The 21,449-nt window shown below is 72.1% G+C and carries 22 protein-coding genes; 11 read left to right on the plus strand and 11 right to left on the minus strand.

Translation table 11 applies throughout. From position 1 onward, the window contains the following. Nucleotides 1–21: 21 nt before the first annotated feature. The 3 genes from ACFWBD_RS22790 to ACFWBD_RS22800 all read right to left on the minus strand — a co-directional run bounded on the left by ACFWBD_RS22790 (nucleotide 22) and on the right by ACFWBD_RS22800 (nucleotide 2,424). The gene (locus ACFWBD_RS22790) at nucleotides 22–645 is read right to left on the minus strand and encodes a cytochrome b/b6 domain-containing protein (protein ID WP_385669602.1); all 624 of its coding nucleotides are present in this window, start codon (nucleotides 643–645) and stop codon (nucleotides 22–24) included. Continuing rightward, entirely contained in the window at nucleotides 629–1,399 is a 771-nt protein-coding gene (locus ACFWBD_RS22795) for a molybdopterin-dependent oxidoreductase (RefSeq protein ID WP_385669605.1), read from the minus strand. The genes ACFWBD_RS22790 and ACFWBD_RS22795 overlap by 17 nt, the downstream gene beginning before the upstream one ends. 74 nt (nucleotides 1,400–1,473) lie before the next feature. Further along, entirely contained in the window at nucleotides 1,474–2,424 is a 951-nt protein-coding gene (locus ACFWBD_RS22800; RefSeq protein ID WP_385669607.1) for a hypothetical protein, read from the minus strand. Between the two features lie 405 nt (nucleotides 2,425–2,829). On the opposite strand from ACFWBD_RS22800, the gene ACFWBD_RS22805 reads away from it, so the two are divergent. The 4 genes from ACFWBD_RS22805 to ACFWBD_RS22820 all read left to right on the plus strand — a co-directional run bounded on the left by ACFWBD_RS22805 (nucleotide 2,830) and on the right by ACFWBD_RS22820 (nucleotide 5,123). Then, complete coding sequence (locus ACFWBD_RS22805) at nucleotides 2,830–3,723, plus strand: DMT family transporter (protein WP_385669610.1); 894 nt, start codon at nucleotides 2,830–2,832, stop codon at nucleotides 3,721–3,723. 98 nt (nucleotides 3,724–3,821) lie between these two features. Then, nucleotides 3,822–4,337 carry an NUDIX hydrolase gene (locus ACFWBD_RS22810; protein ID WP_385669613.1) on the plus strand — a complete coding sequence of 172 codons (516 nt, stop codon included), beginning with the start codon at nucleotides 3,822–3,824 and terminating at the stop codon, nucleotides 4,335–4,337. A gap of 70 nt (nucleotides 4,338–4,407) precedes the next feature. After that, nucleotides 4,408–4,800 (plus strand): YidH family protein, encoded by a 393-nt coding sequence (locus ACFWBD_RS22815; RefSeq protein WP_385669616.1) that lies wholly within the window; start codon nucleotides 4,408–4,410, stop codon nucleotides 4,798–4,800. Next, nucleotides 4,797–5,123, plus strand: coding sequence for a DUF202 domain-containing protein (locus tag ACFWBD_RS22820; RefSeq protein WP_385669619.1), 327 nt, complete (start codon nucleotides 4,797–4,799; stop codon nucleotides 5,121–5,123). The genes ACFWBD_RS22815 and ACFWBD_RS22820 overlap by 4 nt, the downstream gene beginning before the upstream one ends. A 25-nt stretch (nucleotides 5,124–5,148) precedes the next feature. Here the strand turns inward: ACFWBD_RS22820 and ACFWBD_RS22825 are convergent, their stop codons facing one another. After that, nucleotides 5,149–6,108, minus strand: coding sequence for an NADP-dependent oxidoreductase (locus ACFWBD_RS22825; RefSeq protein WP_385669622.1), 960 nt, complete (start codon nucleotides 6,106–6,108; stop codon nucleotides 5,149–5,151). Nucleotides 6,109–6,392: 284 nt separating this feature from the next. On the opposite strand from ACFWBD_RS22825, the gene ACFWBD_RS22830 reads away from it, so the two are divergent. Beyond that, nucleotides 6,393–7,415 carry a phosphotransferase family protein gene (locus tag ACFWBD_RS22830; RefSeq protein ID WP_385669625.1) on the plus strand — a complete coding sequence of 341 codons (1,023 nt, stop codon included), beginning with the start codon at nucleotides 6,393–6,395 and terminating at the stop codon, nucleotides 7,413–7,415. A gap of 5 nt (nucleotides 7,416–7,420) precedes the next feature. Continuing rightward, complete coding sequence (locus ACFWBD_RS22835) at nucleotides 7,421–8,635, plus strand: acyl-CoA dehydrogenase family protein (RefSeq protein ID WP_385669628.1); 1,215 nt, start codon at nucleotides 7,421–7,423, stop codon at nucleotides 8,633–8,635. A gap of 53 nt (nucleotides 8,636–8,688) precedes the next feature. On the opposite strand, the gene ACFWBD_RS22840 is transcribed toward ACFWBD_RS22835, so the two are convergent. The 3 genes from ACFWBD_RS22840 to ACFWBD_RS22850 all read right to left on the minus strand — a co-directional run bounded on the left by ACFWBD_RS22840 (nucleotide 8,689) and on the right by ACFWBD_RS22850 (nucleotide 11,792). Further along, nucleotides 8,689–9,282, minus strand: a complete 594-nt coding sequence (locus ACFWBD_RS22840; protein WP_385669818.1) for a TetR/AcrR family transcriptional regulator — start codon at nucleotides 9,280–9,282, stop codon at nucleotides 8,689–8,691. A gap of 75 nt (nucleotides 9,283–9,357) precedes the next feature. Then, nucleotides 9,358–11,031: a class I adenylate-forming enzyme family protein gene (locus ACFWBD_RS22845; protein ID WP_385669631.1), complete on the minus strand. Its 1,674-nt coding sequence runs from the start codon at nucleotides 11,029–11,031 to the stop codon at nucleotides 9,358–9,360. Beyond that, the gene (locus ACFWBD_RS22850; RefSeq protein WP_385669634.1) at nucleotides 11,028–11,792 is read right to left on the minus strand and encodes an SDR family oxidoreductase; all 765 of its coding nucleotides are present in this window, start codon (nucleotides 11,790–11,792) and stop codon (nucleotides 11,028–11,030) included. The genes ACFWBD_RS22845 and ACFWBD_RS22850 overlap by 4 nt, the downstream gene beginning before the upstream one ends. A 223-nt stretch (nucleotides 11,793–12,015) precedes the next feature. On the opposite strand from ACFWBD_RS22850, the gene ACFWBD_RS22855 reads away from it, so the two are divergent. Beyond that, entirely contained in the window at nucleotides 12,016–13,296 is a 1,281-nt protein-coding gene (locus tag ACFWBD_RS22855) for a serine-threonine protein kinase (RefSeq protein ID WP_385669637.1), read from the plus strand. Between the two features lie 57 nt (nucleotides 13,297–13,353). Here the strand turns inward: ACFWBD_RS22855 and ACFWBD_RS22860 are convergent, their stop codons facing one another. Then, nucleotides 13,354–16,140, minus strand: a complete 2,787-nt coding sequence (locus ACFWBD_RS22860) for a penicillin acylase family protein (protein WP_385669640.1) — start codon at nucleotides 16,138–16,140, stop codon at nucleotides 13,354–13,356. Between the two features lie 210 nt (nucleotides 16,141–16,350). Between ACFWBD_RS22860 and ACFWBD_RS22865 the strand changes: the two genes are divergently transcribed. From ACFWBD_RS22865 to ACFWBD_RS22875, 3 genes are all read left to right on the plus strand, one after another. Further along, on the plus strand, nucleotides 16,351–16,953 hold the full coding sequence (locus tag ACFWBD_RS22865; protein ID WP_385669643.1) for a hypothetical protein: 603 nt from the start codon (nucleotides 16,351–16,353) through the stop codon (nucleotides 16,951–16,953). Between the two features lie 166 nt (nucleotides 16,954–17,119). Then, the gene (locus ACFWBD_RS22870; RefSeq protein WP_385669646.1) at nucleotides 17,120–17,830 is read left to right on the plus strand and encodes a 3-keto-5-aminohexanoate cleavage protein; all 711 of its coding nucleotides are present in this window, start codon (nucleotides 17,120–17,122) and stop codon (nucleotides 17,828–17,830) included. Between the two features lie 126 nt (nucleotides 17,831–17,956). Continuing rightward, the gene (locus ACFWBD_RS22875; protein ID WP_385669649.1) at nucleotides 17,957–19,024 is read left to right on the plus strand and encodes an RNA ligase (ATP); all 1,068 of its coding nucleotides are present in this window, start codon (nucleotides 17,957–17,959) and stop codon (nucleotides 19,022–19,024) included. Nucleotides 19,025–19,238: 214 nt separating this feature from the next. Here ACFWBD_RS22875 and soxR read toward each other — a convergent pair whose 3' ends face one another. After that, a complete protein-coding gene (soxR, locus tag ACFWBD_RS22880; protein WP_385669652.1) occupies nucleotides 19,239–19,814 on the minus strand; it encodes a redox-sensitive transcriptional activator SoxR in 576 nt (191 codons plus the stop codon). 130 nt (nucleotides 19,815–19,944) lie between these two features. Between soxR and ACFWBD_RS22885 the strand changes: the two genes are divergently transcribed. After that, nucleotides 19,945–20,406, plus strand: coding sequence for a MaoC family dehydratase (locus ACFWBD_RS22885; protein ID WP_385669655.1), 462 nt, complete (start codon nucleotides 19,945–19,947; stop codon nucleotides 20,404–20,406). A 44-nt stretch (nucleotides 20,407–20,450) separates the two neighbouring features. Here ACFWBD_RS22885 and ACFWBD_RS22890 read toward each other — a convergent pair whose 3' ends face one another. Together ACFWBD_RS22890 and ACFWBD_RS22895 are read right to left on the minus strand one after the other, a co-directional pair. Beyond that, entirely contained in the window at nucleotides 20,451–21,077 is a 627-nt protein-coding gene (locus tag ACFWBD_RS22890) for a TetR/AcrR family transcriptional regulator (RefSeq protein ID WP_385669658.1), read from the minus strand. 72 nt (nucleotides 21,078–21,149) lie between these two features. Beyond that, on the minus strand, nucleotides 21,150–21,392 hold the full coding sequence (locus ACFWBD_RS22895; protein ID WP_107444819.1) for a YiaA/YiaB family inner membrane protein: 243 nt from the start codon (nucleotides 21,390–21,392) through the stop codon (nucleotides 21,150–21,152). Between the last annotated feature and the right edge of the window lie 57 nt (nucleotides 21,393–21,449).

A 21,449-nucleotide genomic window follows, 5' to 3' on the forward strand; every position in this document is an offset into this window, starting at 1 on the left:
ACGGCCGGGTGGGGGCTTCGCCTAGGGGCGCCACAGGCGGTGTTCGCGGTGGGCCCATTCCCGGCTCACCGAGCCCGTGCGCATTCCGCGGCGGGCTTCCGGATCGCCCAGGGCCATGCCGATGTGGCCGGCCAGGACGACGCCGATCGTGAGGGCGAGCCAGTCGTGGACGAAGGTCGCGCTGGTGCGCCACATGATCGGGGTGAGGTGGGTGAACCACATGAGCAGGCCGGTGCCGAGCATCACGAGGGTCGCCCCGGCGATCCAGGCCGCGTAGACCTTCTGTCCGGCGTTGAACTTGGCCGCCGGACGTGACCGCCGGCGCTTGTCCCGGCGCAGGGCGGCACCCAGCCAGCGGCGGTCGTGCGGGCCGAAGCGGTTGAGGTGCCGCAGGTCGGCGCGGAAAGCGCGGGAGGCGAGACCCGCCAGGACCGGGACGGGCAGCGCCAGGCCCGCCCACTCGTGGACGCGGACCACCAGCTCGCGGCGGCCGACGAGCTGGGCGAACTCGGGGATGTACAGCACGGCCGCCGTCACCACGCACACGCCCATCAGCAGGGCCGTGGTGCGGTGCACCCACCGTTCGGCGCGGGTGAAGCGGGGGATCTCCGTGGTCGCCTGCGGCGCCTCAGTTCGTAGGCTCATCGTCCCGTCCGTTCGAGCGGCCGACCCAGGCGTCGACGTCGTAGCCGCGCTCCTCCCAGTAGCCGGGCTTCACCTTCTCGGTGACGGTGATGCCGGAGAGCCACTTGGCGGACTTGTAGAAGTACATGGGCGCCACATAGAGGCGGACGGGTCCGCCGTGGTCGTGGCCGAGGTCCTTGTCCTGCATGCGCAGCGCGACCAGCACGTCGGCGCGACGGGCCTGGGCGAGGGTGAGGCTCTCGGTGTAGGCGCCGTCGAAGCAGGTGAAGCGGACGGCGCCGGCCTCGGCGCGGACCCCGGCCGCGTCGAGCAGGGTGGACAGCCGGACGCCCTCGAAGGGCGTGCCCGGCACCCGCCAGCCGGTGACGCACTGGACGTCCTTGACCATCCGGGTCTGGGGCAGGGCCCTGAGGTCGGCCAGCGTGTAGCCGGCGGGCCGGTCGACGAGACCGTCCACGGTGAGGCGGTAGTTCGTGGCGCTCTTGTGCGGGACCGAGGACGTCACCGAGTAGTAGCGGAAGCCGCCGCCGTTGGGGAGCAGACCCGTGAGGCCGGTGGGGTCCTTGTCGGCGGCGCTGCCGAGGAAGGCCTCCATACCGCGCTGGAGCGGGGGCGCCGCGACGACTCCCAGGGCACCGAGGGCGAGCGTGCCGAGGAAGACCCGTCGGCCGACGGGTGTGCCACGTTCCGCGGGTGCTGCGTCCGGACCGGATGCCTCGGGTGCCTCGGCCGGCTCGGGTGGTTCGGGGTTCACCCTTCCATTCGAGCACCCGGAGGCCCGCCGGGGCCAGGGATCCCGGGCGGACGTCAGATTTACGTCATCACTTCTTACCCGGCTCTCAGACCGAGCGCGGCGGCACGGGCCGCGTGGAAGGCCGGGCCGGGGTCACGGTCCGGGTAGGACCAGGGCTCGGGGGTGGCGTGCCGGCCGATGCGGTGGAAGAGGGCGGCGGCCTCGGCGCCCCGGCCCTCCAGGCTCTTGGCGTGCGCGAGGAAGTTGAGGTCGATCAGGTGGCGGGGGTGGTCGTCGTGCTCCCACTCCAGCCACCAGTCGAACGCGGCCTTCATCACGCCCCTGGCCCGGCCGTCCCGCCAGTGCCCGGAGTCGGCGGGGTCGGCGGGCGCGAAGCCGTGGGCGGCGAGGACTCGGTAGCGCTCGGCGTGCGCGACGACCGGGAGGATCGCCAGCGGGGAGTCGGCGGGCGCCTGTTCGGCGGCCCAGGCGGCGAAGTCGTAGACCTCGTGCAGCGGGTCCGGGCCACCGTCCGCGCGACGCTCGGCGAGCCGGGCGACCATCAGGTGGTGCGCGTGATGGTGGTCGCGGTGCCGGGACCGGACCTCCTCGAAGATCCGCACGGTCTCCGCCCCGCCGTCCCGTTCCAGCTGGAGCAGGCCGAGCCAGGGGGTGGGGTCGGCGGGCGCGAGCGCGGCGGCCGAACGGCACGCCGCTCGGGCGAGCGCCGCGTCCTCCTTGCCGCGCAGGGCCCGGCGGACCTGGGCCAGCGCGAGCAGCGCGGCGGCGTCGGCGCTGCCGGGTTCGGCGAGCAGCCACTCGTGGGCGCAGGCGGCCGCGCGGGGCTCGAGGGCGAGAACCGTCGTCCGGTGTGCGCGGCGGTCCCAGTCGGCGCCGGTCCGGGCCAGCAGGGAGCGGACGGGCTGCCGACGGCCCTGGGCCAGCGCGGCGCGGGCGAGGCCGAGTTCGGTGTCGTCCAGGGCCGGGTCGTGGGTCCGGGGGACGCGCTCGTGATCACGGCCGGGAGGGGGCGGGGGTAAGGGCACCGCGGGACTTCCTCATCTGCCTCGGCGGCGGCTCTGACATCGGCCTGCGCTCGGCCGATCACGCACAGCCAATCCCTAGGGAACACTCACCGTCAAGGGTCGGGAGGAGATGACGGATGCCGACCGCCGCCCGGTGGCGAGAATCCCGCGGCGGAGCGCCGCTGGTGGGACCCCCTGCCGCCGGGTGTCCCGGCGGCCGGTGTGGCGTACGCCATGGCGCGGCCCGGCCGGAGCCCACACCATGGCCGTGGGGCCGCCCCGCAACCCCCACGGCCCTGTTCCCTGGTGCCGCGGCCGGGTCAACCGGCCGGTTCCGGGTACTCGAGGCGCCGAGGGCGCCCGGACGCTACAGTCGGCCACTAGGCATCCCGTCCGTGGTCCGACCGGATGATCGAGGTAGGCAGCGTGTCGGTTCTGGTTCTGGTTCTCGCCGTGAGCGCCGCCTGCTGCCTGGGCTTCGGGTTCGTACTCCAGCAGAACGCGGCCCAGCGGGCGCCGCTGGGTGACTTCCTCTCGCCCCGGCTGCTGCTCGACCTGATGAAGGTGCCCCGCTGGCTGGGCGGCATCGGCCTCATGGTGGCGGGCATGGCGCTGGGGGCGATCGCACTCGGACAGGGCGAGATCTCCCTGGTGGAGCCACTGCTCGCGACGAATCTGCTGTTCGCCCTCGCGCTCTCCCGGCACCAGACGAAGCAGTCGCTGGGCCGCCAGGGCTGGGCGGGCCTGATCCTGCTCGCGGGCGGGGTGACCGCCTTCATCGTGGCGGGCGAGCCGCGCGGCGGCACCGCGGTCGCGGATCCGGTGCGGCACTGGCTGATCATGGGAGTGATGATCGGGCTGGCCCTGCTGCTCACCACCTACGCCAAACGCTCCCGGCTGAGTTCCGGCCCGGTGCTGCTGTCCCTCGCGGCCGGTCTGCTGTACGGCGTCCAGGACGCGCTGACCAGGGTCAGCGGGCAGCGCTTCACGGCGGGCGGCCTCGGCGAGCTGCTGACCGGCTGGCAGCCGTACGCGGTGCTCGCCCTCGGTGTGACCGGCCTCGTGCTGGTCCAGAGCGCGTTCGAGACCGCGCCCCTGCGGCTGTCGCTGCCCGCGCTGACCGCGGCGCAGCCTCTCGCGGGGATCATCTGCGGAGTCGGCTTCCTCGGCGACCGGTTGCGCACCGACACCGGTGCGCTGGCCTGGGAGGCGGCGGGGCTCGCGGCGATCGTCGCGGGCATCGTGCTCCTCGGACTGCACCCGGCGATGCCGCGCGGCACGGCGCCGCGGGAACGGGTCCCGGACCTCCAGCCCCAGTAGCCGCCGACGAGTGACCAGCAGCCGCGGGCGCCGGTGACCAGCCGTCGGTGCCGGTGACCAGCCGCCGGCACCGGTGGCGGGCCTGTTTGGATGGGCCCATGAGCGCTGCTGACGAGATCCTCGACATCGTCGACGAGAACGACCGGGTGGTCGGACAGTCCCCTCGCGGGCAGGCATACGCCGAGAGGCTGCGTCACCGCTGCGTCTTCGTCCGGGCCAGGGACTCCGAGGGCCGGATCTTCGTCCATCGCCGCACCCCGACCAAGCTGGTCTTCCCCTCGATGTACGACATGTTCGTCGGCGGTGTGGTCGGCGCCGGCGAGGCCTACGACGACGCCGCCCTGCGCGAGGCCGAGGAGGAGCTGGGCGTGAGCGGCCTGCCCCGCCCGGAGTTCCTCTTCAAGTTCCTGTACGACGCGGGGGCCGCCGGGAGCTGGTGGTCGGCCGTCTACGAGGTCCGCTGCGATCTGCCGGTGAACCCCCAGGTGGAGGAGGTGGCCTGGCACGGCTTCCTCCCCGAGGCGGAGGTCGAACGGCGGCTTTCCGTCTGGGAGTGGGTGCCGGACGGCCTGGCGGCGTACGAGCGGCTGAAGGCGGCCCGGGCTAACGGCTGAGCAGGGCGGACACCACCTCGGCGGGCACCGCGACCGGGGCGGACGGCGGTCGGCGGGTAGGGTCCTGCGGGTGATCGAGTTCGTACGGAACGTCCGGTTGTGGTTCGCTCCCGAGCAGGTCCGGGAGGAGGGCCGCACACCCGACTACCGGTTCTCGCTGGCGAACGAGCGCACGTTCCTGGCGTGGCTGCGCACCGCGCTGGCGCTGATCGGCGGCGGCTTCGCGGTGGACCAGTTCCTGCCGGATCTGCGCTGGGGCTGGCGGGTAGGGCTGGCGCTGGCGCTGCTGGCCGCGGGCGTGCTGTGCTCCCTGCGCGCGGTCAACCACTGGATGCGCTGCGAACAGGCGATGCGCCGGGACGAGGATCTGCCCGCGTCCCGCTTTCCGGCGCTGCTGGGCGTGCTGGTCGCGGTGGTGGCCCTGGCGATGGCCGTCGTGGTGCTGTTCGGGTGGGAGGGATGAGCGAAGAGGCCCGGCCGACGCGTGACCCCGGTCTTCAGCCCGAGCGGACCCGGCTCGCCTGGCGGCGTACGACGCTGGCGAGCACGGTGGCCGCCGTACTCGCCGTGAAGGCGGCGCTGCACGGCGGGGTGTCGGTGTCCGGGACCGTCGCCTGCGCGCTGTGCGGCGGCCTGTGGCTGGCCTTCCTGCTGCTCGCCCACCACCGGATCCACGCCCTCTCGGCCACGGCGACCCCGGCGGCCCTCGCCCCGCGGCACGCCACGGCGGCAGTCCTGTGCGCGGTGGCGACGGCGGTGTGCGCCGCGGCGCTGGTGGTGGTCTAGGACCTGGTCCGGAGCCTCGCCCGCCTCACTGCTCCCCGTTCTCGGCGGCCTCGTCCGCCCAGTCCACCGTCACCACGATCTTGCCCCGGGTGCGGCCCTCTTCGTTGAGCCGGTAGGCGTCCGCCGCGCGCTCGAGCGGGAACGTCTCGGAGACGTGCACGGACACCACACCCTGTTCGGCCAGTTCCGACAACCGGGTGAGGTCCTCGGCGTTCGGCCGGACCCAGAAGTACCGGCCGCCGTAGCCGACCACGTCCCCGTCGGCGATCGACGCCAGGCGTCCCTCCGGGGCCAGCAGGTTGGCGGAGACCTTCAGCGTGTCGCCGCCGACCGTGTCGAAGGCCGCGTCCACGCCTTCGGGGGCCAGCCCGCGGACCCGTTCGGCGAGCCCCTCGCCGTAGGTCACGGGCTCACCGCCCAGCGAGCGTACGAAGTCGTGGTTGGCCTCGCTCGCCGTGCCGATCACCCGGGCGCCCAGATGGCGGGCGAGCTGCACGGCGATGGAGCCGACGCCGCCCGCGGCCGCGTGGACGAGGACGGTCTCGCCGCGCTTCACCTGGAGGGCCTCGGTGAGCACCTGGTAGGCGGTGAGCCCGGTCAGCGGCAGGCCCGCGGCCTCCTCCCAGGTGAGGTTGCGCGGCTTGCGGGCGAGGGTGCGCACCGGAGCGCCGACGTACTCGGCGAAGGTGCCGCGGGAGAGGAAGTCCTCACGGACGTAGCCGATGACCTCGTCGCCGACCGCGTACTCCGCGACGGACACCCCGAGCTGCACGACGACTCCGGAGACGTCCCACCCGGGGATCACCGGGAAGACGGCGTCGAGCATCGGGTCCAGATAGCCCTCGCGGGCCTTCCAGTCGACGGGGTTCACGGCTGCCGCCCGGACCTTCACCAGCACCGAGTCGGGGCCGATCTTGGGCTCGCGGACGTCCCCGTACGCGAGCGTCTCGGGGCCGCCGTAGCGTGAGTAGCTGATGGCCTTCATGGGTCCGACCCTCCGGGGTACCCGGCCACCCCGCAAGCCGAATGACCCGATATGCGGAGTTCGGCGGCGTGGCAGCATGCCCCTGGGACGACCGCTGAGCGGCCCCGAGGACGACGGCCGAGGCGGCCGGAGAGCCGCTCTTCGACGGCTCCCCGGGTACTGCCCGGGGGGCCGTCGTCCTATCGTGGCCCCGATCACGTTGGGCGTGACCACTGGACTGCATACCGACCGGTCGGCATCATGGTGCGCATGCTGATTTCCCGTCCCGTCCGCAGGAGCCGCGCATGAGCACCGACCATCCGCCCGGACTCGATCTCGACCGGCTGCGCGCCCTGCTGGAACGCGAGCGTCCCGGTCTGGTCGACGGCCCCCTCACCGGCCGGCTGATCGAGGGCGGACGGTCGAACCTCACCTACGCGGTCTCCGACGGCGCCGCGAAGTGGGTCGTGCGGCGCCCTCCGCTCGGGCACGTCCTGGCCACCGCGCACGACATGCGGCGCGAGCACCGGGTGATCAGCGCCCTGCACCCGACGAGCGTGCCGGTGCCGCGCCCGGTGCTGCTGTGCGAGGACGAAGAAGTGCTCGGAGCGCCCTTCTACGTCATGGAGTTCGTCGAGGGCACCCCCTACCGCACCGCCGATGAGCTCGCCCCGCTCGGCGAGCGGCGCACCCGGGACGCGGTCCTCTCGCTGGCGGACACGCTGGTGGAGCTGCACGCGGTGGACCCCGCCTCGGTGGGCCTCGCCGACTTCGGCCGGCCCGAGGGCTTCCTCGACCGGCAGCTGCGCCGCTGGGGCAAGCAGCTGGACGCCTCCCGCAGCCGCGAGCTGCCCGGGATCGACGAGCTGCACGCGGCGCTCGGCCGCGGGCTGCCGCACTCCCCCGCCCCGGCGGTCGTGCACGGCGACTACCGGCTCGACAACGTCCTGATCGGGCCCGACGACACGATCCGGGCGATCCTCGACTGGGAGATGTCGACGCTCGGCGATCCGCTGACCGACCTGGGGCTGCTGGTGATGTACAGCGTGCCGCTGGAACTCCCGAACTCGCCCATCTCCACGACCGCCTCGGCTCCCGGGCACCCGTCGCCGGCCGAGCTGATCGAGCGGTACGCGACCCGCTCGGGGCGAGACGTGTCGGCGGTCTCCTGGTACACGGCGTTCGCCTGGTTCAAGCTCGCCGTGATCCTGGAGGGCATCCACTACCGGTACACACTCGGCCAGACGGTCGGGCGCGGCTTCGACCGCATCGGGGAGCTCGTCCCCGTCTTCATCGAGCACGGACTGACCACTCTCCAGGAAGGCTGACCGGCATGGACTTCGCGTTCGACGCACGCACCGAGGAGCTCCGCGCCAAGCTGCTCGCCTTCATGGACGAGTACGTGTACCCGGCCGAGCCCGTCGCCGAGGAGCAGCGCGCGCTGCTCGCCTCGCCGTGGGACACCCCGGCCGTGGTCGAGGAGCTGAAGGAGCGGGCCCGCAGCCAGGGCCTGTGGAACCTGTTCCTCCCCGACGCCGAGCACGGCGCCGGTCTGACCAACCTGCAGTACGCGCCGCTGGCCGAGATCACCGGGCGCTCCCCGCAACTGGCGCCGACGGCGCTGAACTGCGCCGCCCCGGACACCGGGAACATGGAGGTGCTCACCCAGTTCGGTGACGAGCGGCAGCGGAAGCAGTGGCTGGAGCCGCTGCTGGCCGGGGAGATCCGCTCGGCGTTCGCGATGACCGAGCCCGAGGTGGCCTCCTCCGACGCCACCAACATCACCACCCTCATCGAGCGGGACGGCGACGAGTACGTCGTCACCGGTCGCAAGTGGTACATCTCCGGGGCGATGAACCCGGACTGCAAGATCTTCATCGTGATGGGCAAGACGGACCCGGACGGCGCCGACATCCGCCGTCAGCAGTCCATGGTGCTGGTGCCGCGCGACACGCCCGGCGTCACCGTCAAGCGCGCCATGAAGGTGTTCGGCTACGAGGACCACTCCCACGGCGGCCACGCCGAGGTGGTCTTCGACCAGGCGCGGGTGCCGGTGACGAACCTGATCGGCGAGGAGGGCGGCGGCTTCGCCATCGCCCAGGCCCGGCTCGGCCCCGGCCGCATCCACCACTGCATGCGGCTGATCGGGATGGCGGAGCGGGCGATCGAGCTGATGTGCCGGCGGGCGGTCTCCCGCGACGCCTTCGGCAAGGCGCTGGCCCAGCAGGGCGTGGTCCACAACTGGATCGCGGACGCGCGTGTGACGGTCGAGCAGCTGCGGCTGCTGGTCCTCAAGACCGCGTGGATGATGGACACGGTCGGCAACCGGGGCGCCCACACCGAGATCCAGGCCATCAAGATCGCGACGCCCCGCGCGGTCGTCGACATCCTCGACCGGGCGATCCAGCTGCACGGCGCGGGCGGCGTCAGCCAGGACTTCCCGCTGGCCGAGCTGTACGCCGGGGCGCGCACCCTGATGATCGCCGACGGGCCCGACGAGGTGCACCAGCGGTCGCTGGCACGGCGCGAGCTGAAGAAGTACCTCTAGGACACGCCTGAGGGGCGGTCGCCTCGGCGACCGCCCCTCAGCTGTCGGCATGCTCAGGGCCGCAGGGCCCGCAGCAGGAGGTCCGCCAGATGCCCGGCGACCTCCTGCGGCCCCATCGAACCGTCCGGGCGGTACCAGGTCGACAGGTGGTGGACCGAGCCGAAGTGGTAGTCCACGACCAGGTCGGCCGGGGTCGCCGTGGAGAAGACACCGGCCTCCTGGCCCTCCTCGACGAGGGCGCGGAAGCGTTCGTGATAGCGCCGGCGCTCGGCCCGCACCTGCTTGTTCTTCTCGGGGCTCAGGTGGTGCATCGAGCGGAAGAAGATCGACGCGTCGTCGAGGTTCTCGATCGTCGTGACGACGACGTCCGCCGCCGCGCCCCGCAGCCGCTTCTCGATCGGCTCGTCGGCGTTCGCGAAGGCGTCCAGCCGCTCCTGCTGGACGCGCAGCACGCGCGCGTACACCTCGTGCAGCAGGTCGTCCTTGGAGCCGAAGTAGTGGTACAGCGCGCCCTTGGTGACGCCTGCCGCCTCGACGATCTCCTGCACCGAGGTGCGGTCGTAGCCCTGCTCGGCGAAGAGCCGGGTGGCGGCGGCAAGGAGCCGTTGCGGGACAGGAGCCTCTGCACCGTCCGTCGTCCTGGGCACTGCCGCCACCTGCCTTCCTCGATGCCTTATCGGCGAGCCTTACCGGCTGTCGTGCTGCTGACTTGCTGCTGATTGTTACTGACTGTCCTGTGGGCGGGAACGCAGCTCCCGACGGAGGATCTTGCCACTCGCCGTCTTGGGCAGGTCGGGCAGGATCTCCACCTGACGCGGATACTTGTACGCCGCCAGCCTGTCCTTGCAGTAGGCCGCGAGCGTACCGGCATCCGCGCCGGCGCCGGGACGCAGGCTGATGTAGGCCTTCACGGTCTCCCCGCGATAGCCGTCCGGCACCCCGACGACGGCCGCCTCGCGCACCGCCGGGTGCGTGTACAGCACGTCCTCGACCTCGCGCGGCCACACCTTGAAGCCGGACGCGTTGATCATGTCCTTCTTGCGGTCGACGACGTACAGCCAGCCCTGTTCGTCCATGAACCCGATGTCGCCGGTGCGCAGCTCGCCGCCGGGGAAGGTCTCGGCGGTGGCCTCCGGCCGGCGCCAGTACCCGGGTACCACCTGCGGACCCCGTACGACGATCTCGCCCTGCTCGCCGAACGGCACCTCCGCGCCCTGGTCGTCGACGATGCGTACGACCGTGTCGGGCCCGGGCACGCCGACGGCGAGGGTCCCGGAGGCCGGGTCGACCGGCGCCTCGAGCTGGGGCGGCACGGAGGCGCAGGGCGCGGTGCACTCGGTGAGTCCGTAGCCGTTGCGGATGTACGGCCCGAAGCCCGCCCGGAACTTCTCCACCAGGGCGGGCGGCAGCGGCGCGCCGCCGGAGGAGATGTTCACGAAGGACGCGAAGTGGTCCCGGGTGACGTCGGGGTGGGCGGCCAGCGCCATGAAGGCGGTGGACGGGCCCACCGTGTAGTGCGGCTTGTGCTCGGCGAACGCCTCCAGCACGACGCCCGCCTCGAACCGGTACGTCAGGACCAGGGTCCCCGCGCTGTTCAGGCAGGCGCCGAGCTGGCAGACCATGCCGGTGATGTGGAACAGCGGCGCGAGCGCGTAGTAGACGGGCGCCTCGGGCAGGCGCAGCCCGGTGCGCTGCCGCTCGGCGTTGACCATGATGTTGCGGTGGGTGTTGGTGGCGCCCTTGGGGGCGCCGCTCGTGCCCGAGGTGTAGCTGATCAGGGCGATGTCGGCGGGTGCGGCCTCGCGGCCCTCGGGGGCCTTGTGGCCGGCGCGGGCGACGGTGGTGAGGTCGTCGGCGTCCGACGCCTGCGGGAGCCGTTCGAAGGCCAGCACGCGCGCGTCGCCCCGGGTCTGGAAGTCCAGCTCGCAGCCGGTGAGCACGATCCGCACCGGCGAGTCGGCGGCCGTCTCCCGCAGATACGACTCCCAGGCCCGGTCGGAGCAGATCAGCGCGGCCACCTCGCCGTCCCGCAGGACGTGGGCGACCTCGCCCGACTTGTACATCGGGTTGACGGGGACGACCGTCGCGCCCGCCTTCCAGGCGCCGAGCAGGGCGATGACGAAGAGCGGGGAGTTCTGCAGCAGCACGGCGACCCGGTCGCCGGGCTCCAGGCCGCGGGCGGCGAGGTGACCGGCCACGGAGTCGCTGAGCTCGTCCACCTCGCGGTAGCCGAGCCGTCCGTCGAAGTAGGCGAGGCAGGTGCGGTCGGGGGCCTCGGCGACGGACCTGCGGAAGGCGTGCACGAGGGAGTCGGCGGGGTCGATCGGGGCCCGCTGGGCCTCGTCGAGGAGAGCCACCCAGGGCTTGTCCGCGTAACGGGAGGCGGGCGCGGTCATTCGGCGGTCTCCCACTTCTGCTGGAGGTGGTTCATGTTGGTCAGCCAGCGGTCGGGGTCCTGGGCCCGCACCTGGTGGTACCCGGCGACCTCGGGGTGCGGCAGGATCAGGAAACGGTCCTCCGCGATGCCCTTGAACAGGGCGTCCGCCACGTCCTGGGGCTCGATCGCGGTCGGCTTGAGCACCAGGTCGCCGGCGCTGCCGGTGGCGTCCAGCATGTCGGTGCGGACGCCCTGGGGGCAGATCGCGTGGACCTTGATCCCCCGGTGGCGGTAGGTCAGCGACAGCCACTCGGCGAAGGCGTACGCGCCGTGCTTGGTCACGCTGTACGGGGCGGCGCCGATCATCGTGAGCAGCCCGGCGGCGGACACGGTCGAGACGAACCGGCCCCGGCCGCGCTCCAGCCAGTCCGGGAGCAGCGCGTGGGCCGCGCGGACGTGGGCCATGACGTTGACGTCCCAGGCCAGCGCCCAGACGGCCTCCTCGGCCGACTCCGAGCCGCCCGAGGCGACTCCGGCGTTGGCGCAGTACACGTCGACGGTGCCGCCGAGCGCCTCCCGGGCCCGGTCCACGATCTCGGAAGCGTCGCCGGGGACCGCGATCCCGCCGATCTCCTCGGCGACGGCGTGCGCCCGGGCCGCGTCCAGGTCGTTGACGACGACCCGGGCTCCCTCGGCGGCGAAGCGGCGGGCCAGCGCGGCCCCGATACCGCCTCCCGCTCCGGTCACGACCACTCCGGCATCCTGCACGGCTTCCACCATCGGTCTCCTTCGACGCGACTGCGGCACGAATCGGCTCTACCGCCAGACTAACCAGTCGGTATGTTGCGGCGGAAGGGGTGCCCGGGATCGGCTCGTACCTGTTCCGGCGGACGGGACGGGATTGCCTCTTGTACGGATGAGCCGTGACGTATGGCCAATTGCCCCCGTTCGCAGGACGATGCGCGTACTTGGCGCACCGCTTCGGGGGACGAGGGGGCTTGTCATGGCGGAACCGGCGATGAGCGTGACTCCCTACTGGGAGCTGACCTTCGACGCCGACGGGGACGTCGACGGCGGGCGGCGGGACCGGCTGCTGACCGGGGTGAAGCGCAGCGGTGTCCGTGATCTGATCGTCTTCTCGCACGGCTGGAACAGCGACCGCTCCGGCGCGACCCGGCTCTACAGCCGCTTCTTCGCCCCGATCCCCGCGCTCGCCCCGGCGGCGCGCATCGGCTACGTGGGCGTGGTGTGGCCGTCGATGCGGTTCTCGGACGAGCCGATCCCCGACCTCCCGCACTCCGCGGCGGCCGCGCGGACCCGGCCCCCGGCCCTGGACGGGGACACCCGGCACGCGCTGCTCGAGACCTTCCCCGGCCGGGCCACGGTGGTCGACCGGATCGCCCGGCTGCTGGAGCAGCGGCCGTCCGAGGAGGCCGAGCTGGAGGAGTTCGGCCGGCTGGTACGGCTGCTGGTGGACGTGGTCCCGCCGGGACCGCAGGCTCTGTTCGGGGCGGACACGCTGGCGGAGGGTGTGCCGCAGGACGAGCCGGAGATGTTCGCCTGCCCGACGGCGGTGGCCTGCGAGGAGTTCGCGCGGGCCCTGTCCGGCCTCGATTCCGCACCGGGGGCCGGGGAGTTCGCGCTGCCCAACCCGTGGGACGGGGCACACGAGCTGCTGCGGCAGGCGACGTACTACGCGATGAAGCGGCGCGCCGGGACGGTCGGCGAGCGTGGACTCGGGCCGCTCGTCGGGCGGTTGGCGGCGGTGGCGCCGGCCGTCAGGGTGCATCTGGTGGGGCACAGCTTCGGCGGGCGGCTGGTGTCGTTCGCGCTGCGGGGGCTGCCGGACGGGGTGCGCACGGTGAAGTCGGTGACGCTGCTCCAAGGGGCCTTCTCGCACTACGCGTTCGCCCCGCGAGGGGTGCTCCAGGGCCAGCAGAACCGGATCGACGGCCCCCTGGTCTGCTGTTACTCGCGGTTCGACCAGGCGCTGAGCACGATGTACCCGCTCGCCTCGCGGATGGCGGGCGACGCTCAGGGGCTCGTCGGGGAGGCGCTGGGTGCCGAGTGGGGCGCCATGGGGCACGACGGGGTGCAGGCCGTGCCGGGCACGCACGCGCGAGTGCTCGCCGACGCGCTGTCCGGGCCGCTGCCGAGGTCGGGGTGCGTGAACGTCGACGCGGCGGCGGTGGTCCGGCGCGGCGGGGCGCCGGCCGGGGCGCACAGTGACATCGTGCACCCCGAGCTGGCGCGGCTGGTGCTGGCGGCGGGCCGCATCCGTTAGGACACGACCCGCCGCCACAGGGACCACCGGCGTGCTGTGACCACCGGTGTGACGCGACTAGCGGTGTGACGTGAACTCCACCACCTGTTGGAAGGTGGGCCGGTTCTGCCAGCCGATGTTGCCGTGCTTGATGCCGCCCAGGGTGCGCTGGACGATCGAGTCGGCACACCACTGGTTGCCCGCCGCGCACAGGGTGTCGCCCGGGTAGACCTGGGCCGCGGTCTTGCCGGCCGCCGTCTTCAGGGTGCTGATGAGGACGTCCCGGCAACTGCTGACGGTGCCGCTGCCGCAGTACTTCTGGGGCAGCGCGCCCTGCACCGACTCGCCGAGCACGGCCCGGATGTCCTTGTCGACATAGCTCCACCAGCCGTACTGGAAGGAGCTTCCGGCGTGTGCCCCGGTCGGGCCGTGGGCGGCCGACGGGGCCTCGTCGACCGGCAGGTTCGCGGTGAACGCCGTGTACAGGCCGGTGCCGAGACCGGGTTCGAACTCGGCCTTCACCAGCAGCGGCCACCAGGCGTCCAGGATGCGGATCGCGTCGGCGTCGGCGTACGTCTTGGAACCGGCCGTCGTCTCCGTCCGCCTGCCGCCCGCCGTCAGCCAGGTCTGGAGCCTGGTCACCGCGGCCGCGGCCGTGGAGTCGGTGACCGTGGAGCTGTTGATCACCTTCAGCAGGTCGGGCAGGACGTCCTCGGCGCGCAGGTCGGCGAGCGCCGCCTCCGCCATCGCCTTCGTCAGGGACGCGCGCGTGACGCCGCCGGCCGCGACCAGCTTCTTCACCCGGTCCTCCAGCAGGTTGCCGCGGTGCACGGACCCGTCGCCCCAGGAGGCCGTCGAGTAGTCCTTGGCCTGCTTGTTGTTCCAGGAGACGTAGTAGTCCTGGTCGATGGAGTTGGGATGCGCCGAGGCCGGCGTGTACGCGGCCGTGTTGGTGGCCGGGACCCAGTCCTTCCACTCGTACGCCGACTGCGCCCACACCGGGAACTCGGCGTCGACGCCGCTCGCGCGCACCGGGTTGTCGCCGCTGTTGTAGTACGCGGTGTGCGTGGAGTCGGCGTAGAACCAGTTGAAGGTGTAGTTGATGTGCTGCACCGCGCTCTGGAAGGTCTGCGGGCTCTTGACGTAATCCGGGTCGTTCAGCATCTGGAAGCCGATGATCGAGTCGGCCTCGTGCATGAAGGACGAGCGCAAGGTGGTGTAGGCGACCTTCTTGCCGCCCACGGTCGCCCGGTACTCCACGGGACCGTACTTGGTGCGGTACACGCGCATCGTGTACGAACCGGCGGCCGTCCCGTCGGCGGTGGTGGGCTTCCAGACGTTCTTCTGCTCCACCACGTCCATGGCCGTGCAGGTGCCGTGGTAGAGGTAGTGGTAGTCGTCCTGGCAGAGTTCGACCGCGTAGGTGTCGATGATGTCCTGGCCGGAGGTCGTGGCGCTCCACGCGTAGTCCTGGCCCCGGCCGAGCTCGACGTACATGCTCAGCCCCGCGAAGGAGGCGCCGCGGGCGCTGATGCCCGGGCCCTGGATCTCCTGGAGCATGAGCAGCTGCGGGGCGAAGTAGCCGGTCTGCGGGCCGAAGACGGCGATCGGGTGGCCGCTCGCGGTGGCCTGGCCGCTGACGACGAGGGCGTTGGACATGCCGCGCCTTGCCGAGCCGAGGGCGGTCGCGGTCGCCGTGGCGGAGGTGGCGGTCGCCGTGGCGTCGCCCCCGGTACCCGTGGCGTCGTAGATCAGCGGCTCCGAGGTCACCGAGCCGGTGTCGGGCAGCGCCTCGCCCTGCGGGCTCGCGGGCTTGGTGGCGTACGGGAAGCTCTGGCCGTTGTGGACGGTGAGCACGGCCTCGGGGTCGTTGCGCTCGCGGAACGCCTCCCAGACCTGGGTGCCCTGCTCCACGCCGTACTTCTCCTGCGCGGCGAGCAGCGACACCGCGTTGTCGGCCTCGCCGCCGCCGCCCGAGCCGAAGAGCGCGCCGATGACCGAGGCCAGCGCCACCAGGTCGGTGATCTTGAAGTGGTCGATGGTGCCCGCGTTGGTGATTGAGTCCTTGTGGCCGGTGAGGACGTATTCACCGGGGAAGTAGCGGCCGCTGTCGGAGGCGTCGATGTAGGCGTTGATGCCGGCCAGGTAGGCGTTGGCGTCGGCGAGGGCCTGCTGACCGCGGGTGCCGTTGTTGGCCACGGCGTTGTCGATCTGGGTCTGGAGGTCTGCCTCGGTGTACGGAGCGTTGCGCCAGAACTGCTGTTCAAGACCCTGGTTGGAGGGGTCGCCACCCGCGAAGGTGGTGAGCTGGCCTCGGCCGACGTGCCGGAAGACGTCCATGAGCCACAGCCGGTCCTGGGCTGCCGCATACCCGGCGCCGAACTCGGTGCCGTATCTGGTGGTACCGGTGATGTGCGGTACGCCCGCCTTCTTGTCGCGGACGATCGTCACGTCGCTGCGGCCCGCGGGGCTCAGGGTGGAGGCGACTTGATCGGAGGCGACACCGAACGACGCGTCGTTGAAGAACGTGTTGATCGTGGCGTTGGTCAGCGTGGAGTAGCCCTTGGCCAGGTTGGCGTAGGGACCGAGCTGGTCCTCGGCATGCTCGGGCTGGGTGCCGAAGGCCTGGTTGAGGAGGATCTGCGCGAGCGAGGCGTTGCCGTTCTCGCCGGGCGGCAGGATGTCGGAACACTGGCCGCCGCAGTAGTCGTTCGCCGCTGTGACCTCGGCGGCTGCCGCCATTTGGGAAAGCGGCGACAAAAGACCGGCGATCAGCGCGCATACGGAGGCTGTCTTCAGGAACCCGGGGAATCTGCCGGGAGTTCTCAGTCTGTCGAGAGTGAAGCGGGGGGTTCGCCGTGGCATCGGCTGCTCCTAGCGACGGGGGGGTCGGCGGAAGGTTACCGCCGGTATCCCCGGGATTGAAGATGAACATGCGTCAAGTTTTCGGCAGGGGGAGGTCCCCGGAAATCGGATGGAGCCGAATCGCATGTCGATACGTCTATTCGACGACGTCCGTACGACGACGCCGAAGTGACCGAAGTGCAGATGCAGATGTGACGGAGGTGCAAGGCGATGGCCGGTTTCCGGAGTCTGGCGAGACAGGTGCGAGACCCCCGGTGCGATCTCGCACTGCGGCGGTACTCACTGCGCAAGTGCCTTGAGCGGTTCGCCCCCTACGGACACCGCGCGACCTGGGACCACCTGAGCTCCCGGGCCGGGTTCGGTCCGGAGGACCGCTCCCCCGATCCGGCGCGGCTCGTGGCCGCGTTGGACGAGCTGGAGGAGGCGCGGGCGGTATGGCTGGCCTACGAGGTCGAGTTCGCCGAGCGCCGCAAGAAGGAGAAGCACGACGGCCTGCGCAGGCCAGGCAGCGTGGACGACTGGCACCGGCTGACCTGGGGCGGTTTCGGCGTCGCCTGGTGCGACGACCCGCGGCTCCACCCCCGTGAGCCGCTGGCCGACGTGCTGCGCAAGCTGATCGCCGCGCTGGAGCGCGCACCGGGTTCCGGCTGCCCGGTGTGCGGCGGCGGGCGGCTGCCCTGGAAGTACGAGCTGGATCACGAACCGTCGGCCGGCCCGGTCTGCGCGGACTGCGGAATTCTCGTACCGCGCCCCGTGCTCACGCCCGAGGCCCTGGCGTACGCCAGGAGCGGACGACTGCTGGTGTCGGCCTGACACCGGCCTGAGCTCTGCCCCAGGTCGGCCCGCGGCCGGCCTGAGAGCACGGCGGGGGGTGCGCCGGGGGATGCCGCACCCCCGGTTGCGCCGGTGCAGCCGCCGATCCCGTCGGGCGACACCGTCGACCGACGCCGTTGTCAGTGGCGGGTGTCACCATCGAGGCATGGTGCAGGTCTGTCTCAACGGAGCGCGCGGGGCCGCGGACGGTGCCATCGTGCCGCTGACGCCCGAGGCGATGGCGGACGCCGCGGCCGAGGCCGTCGCGGCGGGGGCCACTGACGTCCATGTCCATCCCAAGACGCCGTGCGGCCAGGACACGATGTCACCACGGGTGGTCGCGGCGACCCTTCACGCGATACGGACACGGGTGGCGGTGCCGGTCGGCGTGACGACAGGCGCCTGGGCGCACCCGGACCCGGCGGCCCGGCTCAGCCGGGTGCGCGACTGGACGGTGCTGCCCGACCACGCCTCCGTCAACTGGCACGAGCCGGGCGCGGAGGAGCTGGCCGCCGCCCTCCTCCACCGAGGCGTGGGCGTGGAGGCCGGCATCTGGTCCGGTACGGACGGGGCGGCCCGGTTCGCCCGCTCGCCCCTCGGCCCGAAGGTGCTTCGGGTGCTCGCGGAGGTGACGGACACCGTCCCGGACACGGCCGAGTCGACCGCGCACGCTCTCCTGGCCGAGCTGGGCAGCGCGTCCGGCCGTCCGATCCTGCTGCACGGGGAGGACGGCGGCGCATGGCCGGTGCTGCGGCTGGCGGGACGGCTGGGCCTGCCGACCCGAGTGGGCCTGGAGGACACGCTGAGCCCGCCGGGCGGCGAACGGGCGCTTTCCAACGCCCAGTTGGTGGCCGAGGCGCTGGCCAGGCACGGCTGAGCCCACCGCGCGAGGGAGTGACGGTACCAGCCGCTATTCGGGTCGCTCCATCCCTTTCCGGCAGGGAGAGTTGGGGGCGATGAAACCCAACCGAGCCACCCCTCAGCGGCCTTGAAGGAGCCCCTCATGTCGACGCTGCGCGTCACCGCCGAAGTGCTGACCGTCCACGAACACCCCAACGCCGACGCCCTCGAACTGGCCCAGGTCGGCCTGTACCGGGCCGTCGTCGCCAAGGGCGCGTACCGCACCGGCGAGGCCGCCCTGTACATCCCCGAGCAGTCCGTGCTCCCCACCGCTCTGGTCGAGGAGCTGGGGCTGACCGGGCGGCTGGCGGGCAGCGGGTCGGACCGGGTGAAGGCGGTGCGGCTGCGGGGCGAGCTGTCGCAGGGGATCGTGTGCCGGCCCGAGGTGCTGGCGGACGTCGACCTGGCGCTGGCCGCCGCGGAGGGCACCGACTTCGCGGAGCGGCTGGGCATCGTCAAGTGGGTGCCACCGATCCCGCCGACCATGAGCGGCGACGTCGAGTCGGCGCCGGATCTGCTGCCCTGGGTCGACATCGAGAACATCCAGCGCTACCCCGGCATCTTCGAACCCGGCGAGCCGGTGATCCTGACCGAGAAACTGCACGGCTCGGCGTGCCTGCTGACCTACGTCGCGGACGTGGAGCGGGTGTACGTCTCCTCGAAGGGCTTCGGCTCCAAGTCCCTGGCCCTGACGGAGGATCCGAGGAACCTGTACTGGCGGGCCGTACACGGCCATGGTGTCCCCGAGGCGGCGGCCCGTCTCGCCGAGCGGCTGGGCGCGCGTCGGATCGGCGTCTTCGGGGAGGTGTACGGAGCGGGCGTGCAGGACCTGACGTACGGCGCGGACGGCCGACGCGACACCCTCGGATACGCGGTGTTCGACGTGTCCGCGGAGATCGACGGCGTGGTGCGCTGGCTGGACGCGGCGGAGCTGCTGGACGGCGAACTGCCCCTCGTGCCGCGCCTGTTCGAGGGCCCGTACGACAGCGAGCGGGTCCTGGAGATCGCGACCGGCCGCGAGACGGTGTCCGGGCGCGCGCTGCACCTGCGCGAGGGCGTGGTCATCCGCCCCGCCGTCGAGCGGTACAGCCCGGTGACGGGGGGACGGGCCATCGCCAAGGCGGTGAGCGGCGCGTATCTGACCCGCAAGGGCGGCACCGAGTACGAGTGAGGAACCGAGTACGAGAGACGGCGGCGGCGCGGGCGGCGGCGGCACGCGGGCGGGAGTGGGGGTGAAGGGGCGTGGGGGACTCCGGACACACCGGGTGCGCCGGATACGCCAGGGACTCCAGGGACAGCGGGTTGGCCGGGCACGCCGGGGTTGACCGGGTGCACCGGAGTTGACCGGGTGCACCGGGGTTGGCCGGGGCGTCACCGGGCCCGGGTCAGCGGCAGCCGGTCGCCTTCTCCTCCTCCCGCTCCTCCCCCACCCTCTGCTCCCCCACTCTCTGCTCCCCCACTCTCTGGGCGGCCGCGCTCTGCTCGGCCGCCCTTCTCTCCCCCGCCCTCTGCTCCACCAGCAGCCGTGAGCCGGAACCCCGTTCGCCGAAGGCGTCGTCCGGGTTGGACAGGACGCAGGTGGCGAGGGACAGGCAGCCGCAGCCGATGCAGTCGGTAAGGTGGTCGCGGAGCCGGTTGAGCTGCTTGATGCGCTCGTCCAGCTCCGCGCGCCACGCCGCCGAGAGACGGGCCCAGTCCTCACGGGTCGGGGTGCGCTCCTCGGGGAGCTCGGCGAGGGCCTCGCGGATCGTGGCCAGCGGGATGCCGACGCGTTGCGCCGCGCGGACGAAGGCGACGCGCCGCAGCGAGTCACGGTGGTAGCGGCGCTGGTTGCCCGTCGTGCGGCGGCTGCTGATCAGCCCCTTCGTCTCGTAGAAGTGCAGGGCGGAGACGGCGGCACCGCTGCGCGCGGCGAGCTGGCCGACCGTGAGCTCGTGGATCTTCTCGGGAATCTGGGGCACCCCTGAAAGCCTACCCATCGGCTCGCCCACGGGTCCGTTGACATCGGCCCGGCACCCGACCATGCTAAGCAGTCGCTTAGACCTATGGCATGGTGACATGGGCAGCTGGTGACGCGAGAGGGCCGCAGACATGGCAGAGCCGAAGATCTTCACGTCCGCCGACGACCTGAAGGCCGCGGTGGGCGAGCAACTGGGCCACACCGACTGGCTGGAGGTCGACCAGAAGCGGATCGACCTCTTCGCGGAGGCCACCGGAGACCACCAGTGGATCCATGTCGACCCCGAGAAGGCCGCCGCCGGCCCCTTCGGCACCACCATCGCGCACGGCTATCTCACGCTCTCCCTGCTGCCGCTCTTCGGCCCGCAGCTGATCAAGGTCGAGAACGTGAAGATGGGCGTCAACTACGGGACGAACAAGGTCCGTTTCCCCGCCCCGGTACCCGTCGGCTCGCGGGTGCGCGCCACCGCGACGATCACCGGCGTCGAGGACGTCACCGGTGGCGTCCAGGTGGCCGTCGCCTTCACCGTGGAGCGCGAGGGCGGGGACAAGCCCGTGTGCGTGGCGGAGTCGGTGGCCCGCTACTACCTGTAGGCGACCGCCTGGCGGGGACCGCCCGCGGGCGGTCCCCGTGGGCGCTACTTCGCGGCGCCCACCATCCGCAGCACGAGGTCGGCGTACAGCGCGCCGACCTCGTCGGGCGTGCGGGGGCCGTCCACGTTGAACCAGCGGGCCACGTCGATGCAGAGGGACAGCACGGCAAGGGTCGTGCCTTGCACGTCCGGTACGGCGAACTCGCCGCTCGCCACGCCGTCCTCGATGATCCCGCGCACCTCCGAGTCGACCTGCCTGCGCAGGTCGAGGATCTCGGCGCGGGCGTCCGGACCGAGCGCGTCCAGTTCGTACTGGACGACCCGTGCCGTGGTGCGCCGCCCGGCGTGCCAGCGGACGAAGGAACTCACGGCGTCCGCGAGGCGCCGGGTCGCGTCGCCCTCGCCGGCGGCCGCCGTGCGCAGGATGCCCAGCGCACGGTCGTGGCCGATCCGGCTGATGCGGTGGAGCAGCTCTTCCTTGGTCTTGTAGTGGATGTACAGGGCGGCCGGGCTCATTCCCGCACGGCCCGCGATGTCGCGGGTCGTCGTCGCGTGGTAGCCGCGCTCGGCGAAGGCCTCCACGGCGGCGACCAGCAGTCGCCGGGCCGCGTCAGGGGTGACCTCTTCCCACGGCTCGATCTCGCCGCCGGCCGTCTCCTCCGCCGTACTCATCGCTCGTTCGCCCCTCTCGGTACAGGAGCTACACCATACCGCCGAAGGTGAGCGGCCGCTTAGAGTGCCCGTTCAGAGCTTTTCGAACGGGCTGTACACCCGGGCCGCCGCGTCCTGCTTGTCCCTGATCACCTTGGCCAGGGTGAACGCGGAGGTGACGAGGTAGAGGACGGCGATCGCGAGGAAGGCGCGCACCCAGGCGTCGGCGTTCAGCTTGAAGATGCCGATGGCGGTCGCCGCCATGGCCACGGCGAAGGACGCGACCGCCTGACCGTAGAAGGCGGCGGTGTTCTGTTTGACCGGTGTCTCACTCATGGGGAGAAGCTTCGCCGGGATATGGCCGCCACCACATCCGTCCGCCTACTCAGATGG

Source organism: Streptomyces sp. NPDC060002, from assembly GCF_042737245.1.
GTDB lineage: Bacteria > Actinomycetota > Actinomycetes > Streptomycetales > Streptomycetaceae > Streptomyces.